Raw genomic sequence first — 15,793 nt, forward strand, 5'->3', positions numbered from 1 at the left:
GATTTATTTTGCTTTTGTTTTGCTGGCCTTTGCCGCTACCGGCACCAGAAACAGGGCGGGTAGTAGCAGGAGGGCTGTGCAGGCCAGCCCACAGGGAACGGAGACCTGCTGGGCCACTAGGCCCACGATAGGCCCGCCGATGATCTGCCCGAAAGAGTCCAGCTGGCCGCTGGCGGAGAACATAGTGGCGCGCATCCGCTCCTCCACGTGATCGTTCATCCAGGCGGCGAGCACCGGCTCTTTGAGGGTACGCATCAGCCCAGCCAGCAGGAATATCAGGAGCAGGAACCAGAAATTCCCTCCAAAGGCGAACAGTAGCAGGCACACGATATACCCGGCGCTGGTGAACAGCACGACTCCCGTGCGGCTGACGCTGCTCCGCTTTTCCATTCGGGCAATGAGCACTCCCGAAGCGAAAATGCCCAGCCCACTTCCCAAGAGGCTCATAAAGCCGAACCAGGTGACGCTGTTCAGCGGCCCGAAAGTAGGCATCGCTGTGTCGTTTAAGAAGTGGGCAGTGGAAAGTCGGTCAAAGCCCTCGCTGGCAAGTCCGCCGCAGAAAGTGATGAGCAACAGCGCCAGCAGCACCGGCGCCCCCTTCACAAAGCGCAGGTTCAGCCGAAAGAGGTTGATAAAATCATTTAGCAGCCCCTGGCGGTCCTCCAGGGCGGGGGAAAAATGCTCCTCCGGCATGACGCGCAGGAGGACAATCCCCAACACAAGGCACAGAGCTCCGGCCAAGATGATAGGAAGCTGCAGGTTCAGGTTCCCCAGCAGGGTGCCGATTATCACACCGAGGATGCCCCCGGTCTGGGCAAGCTGCCCACCCCGCAGGAACACCTTGTCCATGGGACGGCCCCCCTCTTCCGAGGCGATCCAGGCCTCCAGCGCCCCGGTGAGGAAAGTGTCCCCGCAGCCCCAGACCACCTGGGCCAGCAGCACGGTCCCAAACCAGGGCAGGGAGCCCTCCATGAGGAAACCAGCCCCATAGAGGAAGATGCCGATGAGCACCGAGCGCCGGCGGCTGTACAGGTCGGCCACCACGCCGGTGGGCACCTCAAACAGGAAACATGAGGTCTCTAAAACAGTCCCCACCAGCACCAGCTGGAAAGGGCCCAGCCCCACCACTTCCAAGTGGTACACCATAGAGAGCACGGTGGCCATGGAAAGCAGCAGGGAAAAACAAAAGCGGAAAAACAGATAGACAGAATAAGCCTTGGGCTTTTTAGAAAACATGAACGACTTTCTCCTTTACGAATCAGTGGGTCTTTCGGCGGCTCGAAAAACAAGCGCCCCAAGCTCCTCGGCTCTCTTTACGCCGTCAGCGGCAAAGGGCCTCCAAAGCTCCCATAGAACTCAGGGTGGACTTGCTGGTTTTGCAGACTGACATGATAGTACCTCCCAAAATAAACTTGATAGATAGACGGCCATGCCGCCTTGCCTATCATCATAGCTGCGGTGTTTCTTTTTGTCAAGGGGGAAGAAAATGTGGTCAGGAATCGAATTTTTATGGATAGTCCGGGAGAAATCCAAGCCTTTTGCATACCCAAAAGAGAGGGAGGGCCACCTCAAAATTTGAGGTGGAGAAAACAAAGAAAAGATCTTTGCTAAAATGACCCATCCAAGAGGCGGTAGATTACAACCTGAAGCGGGATTTTGAGGCTCTGCCAGAACAAAGACACGCGAAGAAAAATCGGTGAAACAAGACTTGCCTCTGTGTGGCCCTGTGTGCGGTTTTGAAAACCGGGTAGGGAAACGACACCAGCAAAACGGGTTCCCCGCCCTGTTCGAGCCGTGTGGGGCAGTTGTGAGCGAATCCAGGAAACCGGGACAGGCCAGATTCGGGAACAGGTTGGCCTTTCCCCGTAGGGTAAAGGCCAGGAGAGAATGAGCGTGAAAGAGAAAAGCCCTCTGTGGCCCTGCGTGCGGTTTTGGAGGCCAGGTAAGGAAACGACACCAGCAAGACGGGTTACCGGCCCCGTTGGAGTTGTGTGAGCCAGTTGTGAGCGAATCGGGGAGCAGCGGCCAACCCTAGGTGAGAGAAAGCTGGTTTCGTCTCCACTCAGAAAGAGGTGGCTGAGGGAAACTGGGGATAGGCAGAAAAAGAAAAAGCTGACCCAGGCGGGCCTGCAAAGGCAGCGCAGTGAGGCACGGGATGGCCCCGATGAAAAGCGGAATTTTACTCCACTCAAAGGCTGGATTGGAGAAGGCTGAGGCAGACTGTATTGCCGAAACATTAAGCAGTGGAGATAGGGTGTGAAAAAAGAGCAGGTGAAAGAGTAGGCGCCTAAGAGCGGCGCCTACTCGGAATCACTTCGCCCGGCAGAGCCGGTCGCTACGGGCCTTTTGCAAGGGGTCAAAACCTCAAAAAATAGGGGTCAATTTTCGGGCCTTGGGGTCAAGCTGTGGGTCGTAGATGACGGATTATCCCAGTGTAGAGCCATTCCCTACGGTGTCAGGATAGGGGTTACAACAATTTCCTGCTATCAGCAGGGCAAGCAGAGCGCTCGGCTGTCCGCCGAGCACAATTGGCGGGGCTAAGCCCCAAACCCCCTTTTTGAAATCCCCTTCTTTTCCTCTGCATTAAGGAGGGTACCCCACCTCAAAAACTGCGCCGCATAAACAAAGAATAAGGCCAGTGCAAATTTCCTCGCCCAGCGGTGAAGGTAAAACCACCAAAAGGCGGGAAGATTTTTCTCCGCCCGGTTCGAAAACTAGGGGTGGACATAGGCAGGCGCTATACGGTAGTGTTGGTGGTTGATAAAACAACCCGGAAGGAGGAACCACCAACCATGCCAAAGAAACGACTTACCACCAACGGCAATGTTTTTCGCCGCACCGATGGCCGCTGGCAGAGTGTCATCTGGTACTTTGACGAGCATGGAGAGAAGAAACGAAAGACCTTCTCCAGCAAAACCAAGACGGAGGCCCAGCAGAAGATCACTAACTACATCGCTCAGTTCAACGAGGAAGTGCGTAACTCGGACGAATCGCAGAAAACCATACAGGACAGCCTGACCCATTGGCTGCAAGTTTTCAAATTCCCATCGGTGGAGCGGACAACATACGACCGCCTGGAATGCACAGCCCAGCACCAACTGTTCCCGCTGATTGGAGACAAAATCGTGGGGGACATAACAGCAGCCGATCTAAAATCCGTGCTCAACCATTGGATGGAGCAGGGCTATGCTTACACCACGGTGAAGAAGGTGCATATCCTTCTCAACGAGTACTTTCGCTACTTAACCGAGGAAGGGTTCATCCAGAAGAACCCCATGCAGAGCGTTCCCATGATGAAGCGTGCCAACTTCCTTGCCGCTCAAGACAAGGACTATGTCCCAGAGCAAGAAACTGTCACGGTGTTTACGCCAACCGAAATCGCCAAGTTCAGGCGGGAGGCCTTCTCAACTTTCGCTAACGGCAAGCGCAAATACCAGCAAGCCGCTGCCTACATCCTCATGCTGAACACAGGCATGCGGACGGGTGAGTTGCTGGGCCTCCTCAACAGCGACATCGACTTGCAAAACCGAGTTTTGCACCTGGAACGTGGCGTGAAAGAAGTTTGGCGCAGGGATGGCCTACAAGCCGAGCCGGGGCGAGACGTGAAAGTGGGCAAGCTGAAGTCCGCCACCAGTAAGCGAACCGTACCGCTGAACGACACCGCCATCGCCATGATACAGGACTTGCGAAAAGAAGCCTGCTTCGGGGAGGAAACGCCTCTGGTACCGGATGAGCATGGCAACTACACCCGGCCCGTGAATTTCAGAAAGCGTTATTACCGCATCCTGGCAGCAGCTGGCATAGAAAAGAAAGGCCTACACTCACTTCGCCACACATTTGCCTCAAACTTGGTCAACGGCATTAAGCAAGAGGACGGTAGTATAAAATCGCTCACACCTAGGCAGGTGGCAGACCTGCTGGGCCACTCCACCTCACAGATCACGGAGTTGTACTACGTTAAAAAGGACACCTCTCGTCTAACTGGGATCACCAACGACTTCAATCTGTAAACGCTATGCGACAGGATGCACAAAAACGGGCCCCAAAATTTTGCACGTCCAAAAGGGCGGAAAACACAAAAATACACCCGAAAAAGCCTGAAAAAGGCAGAACCGGGTGCGTTTTGGGTGCTGGAGGGGTTGGAAGCGGTTGGGAACAGGTGCAAACGGAAGCGACAACCCACTGTCTGAACCAACGTGAACCACATAACCATGCGACACATGCAAAAAGAAAACCGGAGAAAACTCAGTGTTTCCGCCGGTTTTGTGGCAGGGGCAGAAGGACTTGGTCTCGGCTACCGCCTCGGTCGGTTCGCGGCAGAGCGCCACTGGCGCTCGCTCACCCCACGACACGCACTGCGCAGGGCGCAGCCGTGCCTTGTTGCCGAGTCCTTATGCGCGCTAACGAAAAATAGAGAGGCAAGCATAGTGCTTACCTCTCTATTTTTGTGTTTTCTTTCCAAAAATGATGCGCTCGACCAAAAAAGAGGCGAAAAGGCCAGGAGTTAAGCGGCTTTCAAGCATTTTTGCTTTTTGAAATCGGTCACTTTTCAAAAAAGATGTGGAAAACTAAGCGGGCAAATTCAAAGCGAAAATTAAAAAATTAGAGCTGCTGTCCCATCCCATACTCCGCCGCATCCTGTTCCACATCGTTTTCCGTGGAATCCACTGGGGCTGCTGAGCGAGAATAAATATTTCTAAAACTACATTGACATAGAGTAGGAGTAATCCTCCTGTTCTTCCTCGTCCTGAGAGTCCCTCTGGTCATAGGATTCTTCCCAGGCTTCTTCATCTTCCAAAGAATCTTCCAACTCGCTATCATTTATATCATCTAGCGCATTGGATTCCTCTACTTCTTCGCTGTCCTCGAACACTTCTTCCGCTTCCTGGGTTTCTTCCTCCCCGGTTTCCTCGGCCCCGTCATCCTCCTGGGGCACTTCCTCAGAACCGGCCTCAAAACCGTCCACGGGGGCGGCGTCCTGGTCGGGGGCGGGTTGTTCCTCCATCCCGGCATCGGGGCCGTCCTGGGCCTCCTGGGGGGCAAACTCGTCCTGGGATTCTTCTTGGATTTCTTGTTCTGTTTCTTCGTCCTGGGCTTGGTCATCGGATTCTCCCTCGTCCTCCTGTTCCTCCGGATGGCTGGCCTGATACTGGGCCTCGTCCTGTTCCAGCTCGGCCTCGATCAGGCCGATGACAAACTGCTTTTGGGTCATGTGGTTTCGCTCCAAGTAGGCTTTCACCCGCTGAAATAGGCTGTCCGGCACCTGGAAAGCCAGGGTTCTCATACGTTCCATATTTTTGTCCTCCTGTGTGATTTGAATTTTGGGATGCAGCTCGTGGTCTACGGCCTGGGCGATGAATTCTCCCATGGTCATGCCGTGGGCCTCTAGGTAGGCTTTCACCTCTGCGTGAAGGTCAGCCGGGATTTTCACGGTAATTCCTTTCATTTCAGGCAAAGTTGTCACTCTCCTCTAAAAAATTTTGCATGGCCTGGAGGAGCAAGTCCTCCAGCGGGATTTCCTGCTCCGCTGCCCGGTCCAGGAGGGCGGCGTACTGGGATTCGGTAAGTTGAATGGTGTAGGTGGTGTCGATACGATCACGTCCCTTCATTTATTTTGGAAATAGAAAAAGCCCCCGCTGAGTGAAACAGCGGAGGCAATCCTGTTGCATTGTGTTCTTTTTTCTGTTATGATGATGTTGCGTGGGAAACCACGCGGGAGTCTGCCAGAAAACGGTAGGCGGTTAGCCCTCCCGTAAGCGGAGGGGTCGTCCTCCATAAACCGAGAACGAAATTCTTTTGGCTGGAATCGATCAGAGGTATTCCGTCTCGCCTGCCGGCTCGGGTGCTGCTCCCCGGTGGGGAGCGCTCAGCACCGACCGATGCGGCAGCGGAGACCGGCGCTTGACGGTCGCCACTGGCGACCAGCGCCCTCCGAAAGGGGGGATTCCCATGTACATGACGCTCGCTGACTTTTGCCAGGTGATGCTCATGCTCATCGCGCTCGCAGGGTTTCTTTGGACCCTGTGGACGTACTGGAACAAAGGAAGATGACCGCCCCTCTAGCCAAAGGATTGCGGTCATCTTCTTGACTTAAAACCTGAGGGCTAAACCGTCTTACCGGCAGGCTCTCTTTCTATCTCTATTATAGCTCCAAATCGGGGCAATGTCAACCAGCACCGGCCCAATTGGGATGGTGCTTTTTCTTTGGTCAGTATATCAATTCATCGGGGCATTGTCAACCTATTCACATCCCCATTATTTGCTGCTGTTCCAAAATCTCTTGCTCCGCCAAATCCAGCCCACGGGCCAGCCTGGGGTTTGCCACCACATCCTCGAAGGAGAGCCCCAGGGAGTCCAGGGCATCTTCCACCGTGCCGGTGTAGCTGTACTCGTGGTTTTCCAGCTCATAGAGGAACATATCCTTGATGAATCCCTCTCCAGTGGGGTCTGCGTCAATAGCGGCTTGGAGTTCCCTGTGGTGCCGGGCAAATGTCTCGTGCATCAGGGGAGCGTCCTTTTTCTGGATGAATCCGCCCCAAGGGATACGGGTAATTTTGTCCAAATCCTTTTTCGGATCAAGGCCCCACTCCTTCATAACCTCGTTGAATTGCTCCTGGCTGAAGGCAAATCGCATGGGGAGGGCGTTCACCTCCCTTTGTTGGCGGTCCCTCATGACTTGATATTGGTTGATACTTTCACCCCCTTTCCAGCAAGGCAACCACCTTCCGGTTCCCATCCTTGAATGTGATTTCCAGCTTCTCCGCCGATTCCACCCGTACCGTCTCCACTACCTTGCGCACCAGGAGGTCGTCAAAGGTGAGGTCGCTTTCCTTGAATTTCGCCAGCAGGGCGGCGATCTCCGCCATCCGGGCTTCGTCCACCGCCTGGGTCTTTTGCACCGCCTGGACACCCTCCAGCTGGGCTTGGAGCTGCTCCAACTCCCGCTTGATCCGGGTGAACTGGAAGTCGTACTTGCCGTCATCGTTCTCAGCAAGGGCTTTGGCTAGGAGGGCTTTTCTCTCCTTCTGCAGTTCATTGATCTTGGTGCGGATGGCGTACTCGCTGTCCGCCGTCTCCGGGGTTAGCACCGAGCGGATACTCTGCATGGTAACTTCCACGGCTTCGTCCTTGTGGATGTATTGTTGAGAGATGGCCTCCATCACGGCGGCTTGAAGAATGGTTTCCTCGATGGTAGGCGAGTCGGGGCAGTTGGCTTTGCCGTCCAGCCGGGTGCCGCAGCGCCACATGATTTGCTTTTCGCCCTTGCGGTACCAGGTCACCCGCCGGTACAGCGCTCCGCACTTGCCGCACACCACCAGGGTGGACAGGGCATATTTCCCGCTGTACCGGCCAAAGGGAGTTTTGGCTTTTTCGGAAGTGGGACGCTTAGCGCCCCGCTTCGCCAGTTCCTCCTGCACCCGGTCGAACACCTCCTGCTCTATAATCCTGGGGAGCACGCCCTCCACATAATACTTGGGCAGGTAGCCATCGTTCTGCACCGCCCGGTCGGAGAACAGGCTGGGCCGGTAGGTCTTTTGGAGGAGGGCGTCCCCTTTGTACTTCTCATTGGTGAGGAGGGAACGCAGGGTGGCGGTGCTCCAAGTATCTTTCCCTTTGGGGCTGGGGATGTGCCTCTGGGCTAGCTTGTCCGCAATGGTGTGGAGACTGTCCCCATCCAGGAACCACCGGGCGATTTGTCGGATGACGGTAGCTTTTTCTTCATCGATTTCCACCCCGCCGTCCTGCCCTTTGCGGAACCCGTACAGGTTGGGACCGATGGAGATGGTGCCATTCTCGTAGGCTTTCCGCAGGCCCCAGCGGACGTTGCCACTGATAGATTCTGACTCAGATTGGCTGAATGCCGAGTGAAAGGCCAGGATGAGCTCCGAGTTCATGGTGCGGGTGTCCACACCTTCCTTCTCGAACATTACGCCAATGCCCCGCTCCCGCAAGGCGCGGATGGTGCGGAGCACGTCCACGGAATTTCTACCAAACCGGGAGACGGATTTACATAATATCAGGTCGATGCGACCCTCCCGGCAGGCCCGAAGCATCCGCTTAAAATCCTCCCGGTGCTTCATGCTGGTGCCGGTGATGCCCTCGTCGGCGTAGATGCCGGCGAATTTCCACTCCGTTTTGCTGTTGATTTTCTCGGTGTAGTAGGCCAGCTGGTTTTTGTAGCTGTTGATCTGTTCTTCCGAGTCGGTGGACACCCGGCAGTAGGCTGCCACCCGCAGTTTCTGGTTGGCGGCTCTGCCTGGTTCTACTTGTTTTAGAGCAGCGGGAATGATGGTGACCTTCCTCGGCTCCCGTGGGGTTGTTGACTTCACGGGGAATCACCTTCTCCCACGAACACGCCGTTTTGCAGTTTCAAGAGGATCTCCCCTTTCCGTGCGAGATGTATTTCAGAAACCGTTCTTTCGAACAGTGTCCTATCAAAGGCAGACAGCGGCCCCGCGTGGAGCAGGGTCGCTGTCAATCTATCTGTAATGTGTCGGGCGCTGTTGATTGCTTCATAGTTTTTCGCCGCACATTGCAGAGCAAGGGCAACCAGCTCATCCTCGGAAAAATTGCCGCTGTCCAGCTTGCGGAAGATTTCATTGGTAAGCCGCCGGGCCTCCATGGAGGTCACGGGGATTGTTTCTTCTTCCTTTTCTGCCAGCAAGGGTTTGTCTGCCAGTTTTTTCTGGAGGAGGAACACTCTGCGCTTGAATTCCTCGTCAGGCAGAGGAAAGAAGTATCCACACTGAGGGCACTTCCAGGTGACGGGATGCCCCATGCGGGAGTCCATCCGCCGCACCATGATGCCGCCGCAGTGGTGGCAGTGGGCCAGGCCCTTGAACAGCTTGATGTCCTCGTCCACCCGCTGTCGGTTGGTATTGGCGTTCTCTTTTTTCTGATGGGCCATCTGAAAGTCCCTTTCCTTAACAATAGGAGGATACCCCCCGTTGCCTATGTATTTGGCGTTGTCCAGGATACGCTTCACCCGGGCTTTATTCCATTGACAGCAGCCGGGGAGGTATTCCACCAGCTTGGCGGTGAGGTGGGCGGCAATCTTGCTGAGAGGTTCCCCGCCGAGGTACGCCGCGAACACGGCCCGGACGGTCTGGCTCTCCTGGGGGTGTGCCGCCAGGACACCGTTCTGATACTGATAACCGAATGGGATGCTGCGGTTTCTCACTGGGGGATCACCTCCTTGAGTTCCAGTCCACACTTTAATTTGAAGAGCAACTCTGTATTGCTGATGGGCACGATTTTTTCTACCAGCTGGTCGAATAGGTCCATGTCGAATTCCCAGGGGATCTCCGGGAGAGCGGCCAGTGTGTCCTGTAATTCTCTCAGTTTGTCCAGGGTTTCCAGGGCCTTGCTGCCGTGGATGATTTTCCCGCGCTGGTCACTTAGCTTCTTCCGCTGGGAAGCCAGGGCATCGCTCTGCTCTCGGAAGTCCCTGTCCTCAATGAAGCCCTTGTTGTGGAGCCGCTGGAGAGTGTGGGCTTTTTCGTTCAAGTCCGCCAGGGCGGTGTTCAGCTCGTAGAGCTTGGCGTTTCCCAGCTCCTGCCGGGCGGCGATTTCTTCCAGGAGGGAAAGGGACCCTTGCAAGATGCTTTCTTGATTGGTATACAGCTTCCCCACCATGGCGAGAAACGCCATTTGTATATCCGATTCTTCTAACCGGGGAGATTGGCAATGGCTTTGTCCGCGATTTCGCAGACTGCATACCCAGTGCTCTTTTCCGCGGGATTTTACTTTTCGGTATTTGTACCCACATTCGGGGCAGACAATGGGCAGCTCCGCATGGAGACGTGTTCTCTGTCCATTGTCCCTTTTTTTGATTAATTCTTGCGCGGCCCGAAACGTAGCTTCGGAAATGATGGCAGGGTGAGTGTCAGCGGCGTAATACTGATTTACCTGCCCGTGGTTTCTCTGCTTTCGTGCCGGAAAACCTGAAGTGAAAGTCTTTTGAAGCAGTGCGTCTCCACAGTATCGTTCATTGGCTAGAATGTAGTGGATTCCTGCGATATTCCACTGGGTGTTTCCAAATCGGGTGGGAATCTCACGTATTGTCAAGTCATCAGCGATTGCCTGTTTTCCTTCTCCGGCAAGAAAACGCTCAAAAATCTCTTGAATAATGAGCGCCTGTTGCGGATGTGGAAGAAGTTTTCCATTTTCCAGAGTGTAGCCAAAGGGAGAACGGCACCCTAAAAACGTCCCGTTTTCCATCCGCTTCTGATAGCTCCACCGCATATTCTTGGAGATGGAGGTGCTTTCCTCCTGGGCGGCCATGGCCAGCAGGGTCAGCTGCATCTCTCCCAACATTTGGGAGGTGTCAATGCCCTGCTCCTCAAAAACAACGACCACGCCCAAGTCTTTTAACTCGCGCGTGGTTTCAATCAATTCTAGAGTATTGCGGGCGAACCGGGAAACGGACTTCACCAGGATGCGGGAGATTTTTCCAGCCCGGCAGTCTTGGAGCATCCGCTTGAACTCGTCTCGTTTTTCCAAGCTGGTGCCGGTAATGCCCTCGTCCGCGTAAATATCCGCCAGCTCCCAGCCAGGGTGCTGGGCGATGAAGTTGGTGTAGTAGCCAATCTGGGTGCGGTAGGAGTTCAGCTGATCCTTGGAGTCGGTGGACACCCGGCAGTAAGCCGCTACCTTTTCCAGTGCATCGTTTTGCGGTTGATATGGCTGAATGATCTGCACTTGGGCCACTTTCTCTCACCTCCACCACGGACATTACCAGAATCCGGGGCGGAAGTCCATACCCAATGTGGCTAGATGTACTCCCTCCCCGGGCGGAAAATTTCGGCGTTGTACCTACAAACTATTTCGTACTCGGTTTCGCTCAATAGACCCTGTTCCAGCAGAAATCGCAGGGCTTTTTTAGCGTAATAGTAGTTGATGGAATTCTCCAGTTTCACGGTGGAACCTCCCTCCAAGGTTCAATTAAAAAGAAAGACATCTATCCCTCAAACGGAATAGATGCCTTTTTTTCTGCTGCAAATTTACTCGTCCACATTCCCCAGGATGATGTCCAGCATCTGCCTGGGGGTCACGATATAGGGTTTTTCCGGGAAGTGGCGGATGCTGCCGGTGACAAGGTACGCATCCTCTGATTTTCGCTGTTCCATCACCACTTCGAAAAATACCCGGTCTTTGGGGTCGGGGAGTTCTGCGTCCAACTCTGGGGCGTCAACAAACACACCACATTGATGGATCTCCGCCAGGATATCGTGGATCACGCTTTCGGGCAGATGAAATTTTGGCCGGCTCAATACAGCTTGGTATTCACCCATGATAGCCTCATTCAGTAAGGGGACGATTACCCCGCTGAAGGCAAGCTCCAGGACATTCCCAGGTACCGAGTCCCACTTCAGCATGGCGGACACCAGGACGTTGGTATCAATGACAGCGTAGTATTTCACGACAGCTTCCTCGTCTCTGCGATTTCCTCGTTGATCTCATCCAGCGTCATGTCTGCGATGCCTTCCGCAGCGGCGATCCGGCTGGCTTCTTTCATCGCCGCCATGCCTCGGTTCTCGGAGATATCATCCACTTTCATACTGAAGGGGATGCCATTTTCCTGAACGAGCCGCGAGATGCACATCCGCAGATAGGTTGCAAGGTCGATGCCCAGCTTCTCGCAGATCCCCACTGCTTTGATGCGGGAGGTTTCATCCGCTCGAAATTGCACTAAAGTGTTGGCCATAGCAATTCCTCCTTCTTTTTTGGTACTACTATTATACCACAATGTGTTTGCAAATGCAATCATTTGATTACTCCTTTTCTTTGCTTCAAGACACAAGGACGGGCGCAGCCGAACACGCTGTGCCCGTTTGTTCTATCTTGAACTCTGATTTCAGTCTTATACCAGTATTTGCCTCGCTTCCCCTGGCTGGGAGTGTACAACACGGGCAGCGGCTTGCCTGCCCTCATGGTAATCTTAACCCCCAGCGGTTCTCGCCGGGCCGCCCCCATTGCGTGATTCTGTGGCTGGACGGAAGTGCCCGATGCCCTCTGCCGCTCGCAGCCCAGGCGGGTGCCGCCCGCCTGCTGGGAATTCTCCCGGTGGCTCCTGGTCAGAGGGTGCCGTATGCGTACACTGACTTGTTCGGTTTTCAAGGTGCGGATGATAAGTGAAAGGACTCCGCCCGTTCTTTTTTCTGCCTGTTATTCGGCGCAAGGAAAAGGGCGGATGATTTGTCCTTTCACCCTCTAGGCAGCGAGAAGGGCGATTTTATAACCCCCTTTTTAAAAGTTTTTGAAATTTGTGCAGATGCTTCAAAACTGCAACTTGTGAAATGTGCAATTTCACGGCGATTTCGGACTGTGTATAGCCGGCGACTGCCAGCAGGAGGATCTCCTTATCCCGCATGGACGCCCTTTGGGACAGGCCTGGTAAGATGTTCTCCAACTGGGTGTCCAGGTCTTTCTTGGGCTGGGAAAAGTATTCCACGGGGTTGTCCAGGCGGGGATCGTCCCAGTATTCGATCCGGGAAGGAGTTTTGTCCTGGAAAGTGCGCTCCTTGCGGAAAACTTCCTCATCGAACTCCCGCATGGCGGCGATGAACTCCGGGCTCATGCCGGCCTCTATGTACAGCTTGAGGTTTTTGGCCCACTCTTGTTCGAATTCTTTTTTGAGCTCTGTATAGCTTTTTCCCATGATGGGTGCCTCCATTCTGATTTCAGGTTTTTGGGTGACCGAAATCAGAATGGTGGGGAGCGGCAACGGGAAAAAGAAAAGTGTTTTCTATATGAGGTTTTACTCCTATATAAAAAAACCGCAGCCCAGCGGACTGCGGCATAAGGACAGTATCGTGCGGCGGGGGCAGCGGCTTCAGAAGCACAAGCCACACCCGTCGTAAATCGTTACACAGAAAAAGGACCTATCCCCCTGTCTGCAAATTACAGGCAGGAGGGCAGGCCCTTTTCCTTGGGGGATCGTGGTTTACTTGCGCAGCTCTTCGGGCAGTTCGGGTTCATAGCCAAAGCCAATAGAAGCTACCCCAGCACCGGCGGAAGCAATCATCTCAATGATAGATGCCAGGAATGCGAACAAAGATGTCATTGTTTTACTCTCCTTCCATTTAAGGTGACTAGCATCATAACAGCAACCGCTGCTAACGACATGGTGGAGACGATCACATAAGGCGGAAAGATCCGCCAAAAGAAAAGAAGCAGAAAAAGCGAACTCTCTATGGAAACCAGAACAACAGCGATCTTTCGGTTCTTCCGGTAGGTTTTCTCGAACAACGGATGGCGTTTGTTTCGAATCGGAGAAAGAACCATCACGACTACACATGACGCCACAACGATTACAGGGAGCAGATGATACAGCTGAAAGCGCACGATCCAGTAGCTTGCTCCCACCACGGCGAGGTAAACGGAGTTTGTGAGCAGGAAACAACGGGCATAGGTAGGGGCGTGGTATCCGCCGCCAAAGAGGCGAAGGAAGAAGAATACACCCAGGAACAGGAAAGCGGAGGGGGCATCCCCCAACAATATCCCTAAAAGTACAATGGAACACATGGACGCCAAAGTGGACAGGCTTAGCTGGATGCCGTAGGTGTATATCACCTTTTTTCGCTGGTCAAGGGGACAATGTAGGTAAAGCTGGTCAGTTAGACGAGATGCGATATTTTCTAACATTGAATCACCTCTCTTTTGTATGATGATATTCTAGCAAACATGGATAAAAAAATCAGCAATTTTGCGCGAACTGCTGATTTTTATGTATTAAATTGTAGAAAAGCAGAGAAGAGCTTCCGAATGGAACGTATGGTCTTCATAGGAGTTGGTCAGGTAGCCATTGTACTTGTCTACCGTATCTTGGATGCTCTTCAGCCCCAGCCCGTGGAACTCGGGATCTTCTTTATTGGTAACGAGCCGGCCATCTGCCGTAAAGGGGTTTCGATAGGCGGAGTTTGTCACCTGGATCACAACAAAACCCTTATTCTGGTGGATGGACACCTGAATAAACCGGCGCTGAGAGTCGGGGATCTTCTTGCAGGCGTCCAAGGCGTTTTCCACTTGGTTTCCCAGAACTGCGCACAGATCTATGGGGGCGATCTGCGAAAGGTTGGAAGAAAGCTCCACATTGTATTGGAAGTCGATCTTGGAGCGGGTCGCCTCCGCTGCGGAGCAGTTGATGACAGCGTCAATGATGTCGTTTCCGCAGCTGCACATTCGGACGTCTCGATAGGAAACATCCAGAAGGGACTGGACATATTCCTCAGTTTTCTGATCCCCGGCCTGTTCGGCAAGCCCCAATATCGCTTGGAGGTGGTGGTGAAAATCGTGGATGCGCTTGGCGTTTTCCTGCAGATCCTGGTGGAGCGTCTGATAATTCTTCTCCATAAGGCGGTCTGTTTGCTGCAGCACCAGGCGCTGCGCCCGCTCCTGATCCCTGGCTGAGATCGTCAACAGCAAGAGGGAAAATACCAGGAAGAACAGCAACAGAACCAGAAACGATACAATAGACGCCTGACGCATGGTATGGATATCATGAGAAAGGATGGCGTTCATCAAATATTGAGTAACCCCGTAGGCAAATGCACTGCCAATGAGGAGAGAAACAAGCCATCTGTTCTTCAATGCGGACAATCGATGAAGGCGCTTTCGGAAGATGAGATAGATAGCAATATCAGTGGATTTGTCCAAAGCCAAATAAAGGCAGCGCAATGGTCCCGGCGTCATGAAATCCAAAAATGCGTCTTCAAATCTGCCGCCATGGAGAATACAGACGAAAATCATCCAAATGTAGCCAATCGCCAAGATAATGAACGATACCATAATGCATGAAGCAGCCCGCAAAATTAGTTTTCCCGTAGAAAGGAAAAATGAAACACAGAGCAAAAATACAATGGAGATCACTGGGGTGACAAAAGAGAAAGTTTGGATAGAGTTGAGAAAAGCCACCAAAAGGGCACCACACAAAGCTGTCAGGTATATGAGAGCCATATATCCGTGGCTTTCCTTCTTGTTCCCGCTGATAAGGATAATCGCAAACAACATCACTAGACTTTCAATGTATGTTGCAGCCCAATCCACCATTTGATAGATCATTTTTTCCGTTTCCCTCCCCACAAGGCAATCATGGCCTTCTTTACACTGGGCATCATAGGGCGGCTGATGGGAACCCGATCCTCGTTGGTCAACACCAGCCAGGAACCATCCAGCTCCTGGACGTAGTCGAGGTTTACAAAATAGGCCCGGTCCGTAAAGATAAAGCGGGGATCATTGATTTCGGAAAACAGCTCTTTGATCCCACGGTTGTCCTTAAAGTTCCCCTGCCGGTCCGTGACGATCTGGATGCTGCGCTGCATTTTCTGGACATAGAGGATGTCCTTGTAGAGAATACGGGTATAGTTCTGATAGTGCTGCACCATAATAGAACGGGTATCCGTTTTTTCCAGGGTCGCAAGGGCCTGCTCCAGAGCCTCTGGCAGAGCGTTCTCTAAGTCCAGCTTGGGGACGTACCGCAGAGCTTGTACCTTATAGCCCTCTGTGGCATAGCTGAGGTGGGAGGATAAAAAGAGCAAGGGAGCGTTTGGCTGGAATTCCCGGATACGCTTCGCAACCTCCAGGCCGTTTTGTTCTGGCATCTCTACGTCAAGGATGTAGACATCGTATCGCTCTCCATCCGAGATGGCGTCCGTAAGTGTCGTTGGGTTGATGTAAGTGGTAATGACCGGGGAATCAGTGCCGTCTTGAAGCAATGACTGAATCAGTCCGGTGATTTTGCTGACGAACTGGCTGTCGTCATCGCACAGGGCGATTTTGATCAAGAGTATCT

General features: G+C 53.4%; 16 protein-coding genes. 1 reads left to right on the forward strand and 15 read right to left on the reverse strand.

The annotated features are described in order from the left end of the window. Positions 1 to 3 precede the first annotated feature (3 nt). The gene (locus ODJ80_RS02690) at positions 4 to 1,236 is read right to left on the reverse strand and encodes an MFS transporter (protein WP_263040808.1); all 1,233 of its coding nucleotides are present in this window, start codon (positions 1,234 to 1,236) and stop codon (positions 4 to 6) included. A gap of 1,556 nt (positions 1,237 to 2,792) precedes the next feature. On the opposite strand from ODJ80_RS02690, the gene ODJ80_RS02695 reads away from it, so the two are divergent. Further along, positions 2,793 to 4,010 (forward strand): tyrosine-type recombinase/integrase, encoded by a 1,218-nt coding sequence (locus ODJ80_RS02695; protein ID WP_263040809.1) that lies wholly within the window; start codon positions 2,793 to 2,795, stop codon positions 4,008 to 4,010. 692 nt (positions 4,011 to 4,702) lie between these two features. On the opposite strand, the gene ODJ80_RS02700 is transcribed toward ODJ80_RS02695, so the two are convergent. The 14 genes from ODJ80_RS02700 to ODJ80_RS02765 all read right to left on the reverse strand — a co-directional run bounded on the left by ODJ80_RS02700 (position 4,703) and on the right by ODJ80_RS02765 (position 15,785). Continuing rightward, positions 4,703 to 5,431: a hypothetical protein gene (locus ODJ80_RS02700; protein ID WP_263040810.1), complete on the reverse strand. Its 729-nt coding sequence runs from the start codon at positions 5,429 to 5,431 to the stop codon at positions 4,703 to 4,705. Positions 5,432 to 5,447: 16 nt separating this feature from the next. Next, positions 5,448 to 5,609 (reverse strand): hypothetical protein, encoded by a 162-nt coding sequence (locus tag ODJ80_RS02705; RefSeq protein ID WP_263040811.1) that lies wholly within the window; start codon positions 5,607 to 5,609, stop codon positions 5,448 to 5,450. Between the two features lie 635 nt (positions 5,610 to 6,244). Beyond that, on the reverse strand, positions 6,245 to 6,736 hold the full coding sequence (locus ODJ80_RS02710) for a DUF7659 family protein (protein WP_442863884.1): 492 nt from the start codon (positions 6,734 to 6,736) through the stop codon (positions 6,245 to 6,247). Beyond that, complete coding sequence (locus ODJ80_RS02715) at positions 6,696 to 8,330, reverse strand: recombinase family protein (RefSeq protein ID WP_263040813.1); 1,635 nt, start codon at positions 8,328 to 8,330, stop codon at positions 6,696 to 6,698. The genes ODJ80_RS02710 and ODJ80_RS02715 overlap by 41 nt, the downstream gene beginning before the upstream one ends. Then, positions 8,327 to 9,181: a recombinase family protein gene (locus tag ODJ80_RS02720; protein WP_263040814.1), complete on the reverse strand. Its 855-nt coding sequence runs from the start codon at positions 9,179 to 9,181 to the stop codon at positions 8,327 to 8,329. The genes ODJ80_RS02715 and ODJ80_RS02720 overlap by 4 nt, the downstream gene beginning before the upstream one ends. Continuing rightward, positions 9,178 to 10,710, reverse strand: coding sequence for a recombinase family protein (locus ODJ80_RS02725; protein ID WP_263040815.1), 1,533 nt, complete (start codon positions 10,708 to 10,710; stop codon positions 9,178 to 9,180). The genes ODJ80_RS02720 and ODJ80_RS02725 overlap by 4 nt, the downstream gene beginning before the upstream one ends. A gap of 62 nt (positions 10,711 to 10,772) precedes the next feature. Next, positions 10,773 to 10,919, reverse strand: a complete 147-nt coding sequence (locus ODJ80_RS02730) for an SHOCT domain-containing protein (RefSeq protein WP_263040816.1) — start codon at positions 10,917 to 10,919, stop codon at positions 10,773 to 10,775. Between the two features lie 84 nt (positions 10,920 to 11,003). Then, positions 11,004 to 11,423, reverse strand: a complete 420-nt coding sequence (locus ODJ80_RS02735; protein ID WP_263040817.1) for a putative toxin-antitoxin system toxin component, PIN family — start codon at positions 11,421 to 11,423, stop codon at positions 11,004 to 11,006. Further along, positions 11,420 to 11,770, reverse strand: coding sequence for a type II toxin-antitoxin system RelB/DinJ family antitoxin (locus ODJ80_RS02740; RefSeq protein WP_263040818.1), 351 nt, complete (start codon positions 11,768 to 11,770; stop codon positions 11,420 to 11,422). The genes ODJ80_RS02735 and ODJ80_RS02740 overlap by 4 nt, the downstream gene beginning before the upstream one ends. A gap of 465 nt (positions 11,771 to 12,235) precedes the next feature. Next, complete coding sequence (locus ODJ80_RS02745) at positions 12,236 to 12,661, reverse strand: ECF-type sigma factor (protein ID WP_263040819.1); 426 nt, start codon at positions 12,659 to 12,661, stop codon at positions 12,236 to 12,238. A gap of 285 nt (positions 12,662 to 12,946) precedes the next feature. After that, positions 12,947 to 13,066, reverse strand: a complete 120-nt coding sequence (locus ODJ80_RS02750) for a cyclic lactone autoinducer peptide (RefSeq protein ID WP_263040820.1) — start codon at positions 13,064 to 13,066, stop codon at positions 12,947 to 12,949. Further along, positions 13,063 to 13,647, reverse strand: coding sequence for an accessory gene regulator B family protein (locus tag ODJ80_RS02755; RefSeq protein ID WP_263040821.1), 585 nt, complete (start codon positions 13,645 to 13,647; stop codon positions 13,063 to 13,065). Before ODJ80_RS02755 ends, ODJ80_RS02750 begins: the two co-directional genes overlap by 4 nt. 87 nt (positions 13,648 to 13,734) lie before the next feature. Further along, positions 13,735 to 15,063: a sensor histidine kinase gene (locus tag ODJ80_RS02760; RefSeq protein ID WP_263040822.1), complete on the reverse strand. Its 1,329-nt coding sequence runs from the start codon at positions 15,061 to 15,063 to the stop codon at positions 13,735 to 13,737. Continuing rightward, complete coding sequence (locus tag ODJ80_RS02765; RefSeq protein ID WP_263040823.1) at positions 15,060 to 15,785, reverse strand: LytR/AlgR family response regulator transcription factor; 726 nt, start codon at positions 15,783 to 15,785, stop codon at positions 15,060 to 15,062. The genes ODJ80_RS02760 and ODJ80_RS02765 overlap by 4 nt, the downstream gene beginning before the upstream one ends. Positions 15,786 to 15,793: the final 8 nt, after the last annotated feature.

The sequence above is a fragment of the Acutalibacter sp. LFL-21 genome (assembly GCF_025630755.1).
GTDB classification, from domain to species: Bacteria; Bacillota; Clostridia; order Oscillospirales; family Acutalibacteraceae; genus Acutalibacter; species Acutalibacter stercoravium.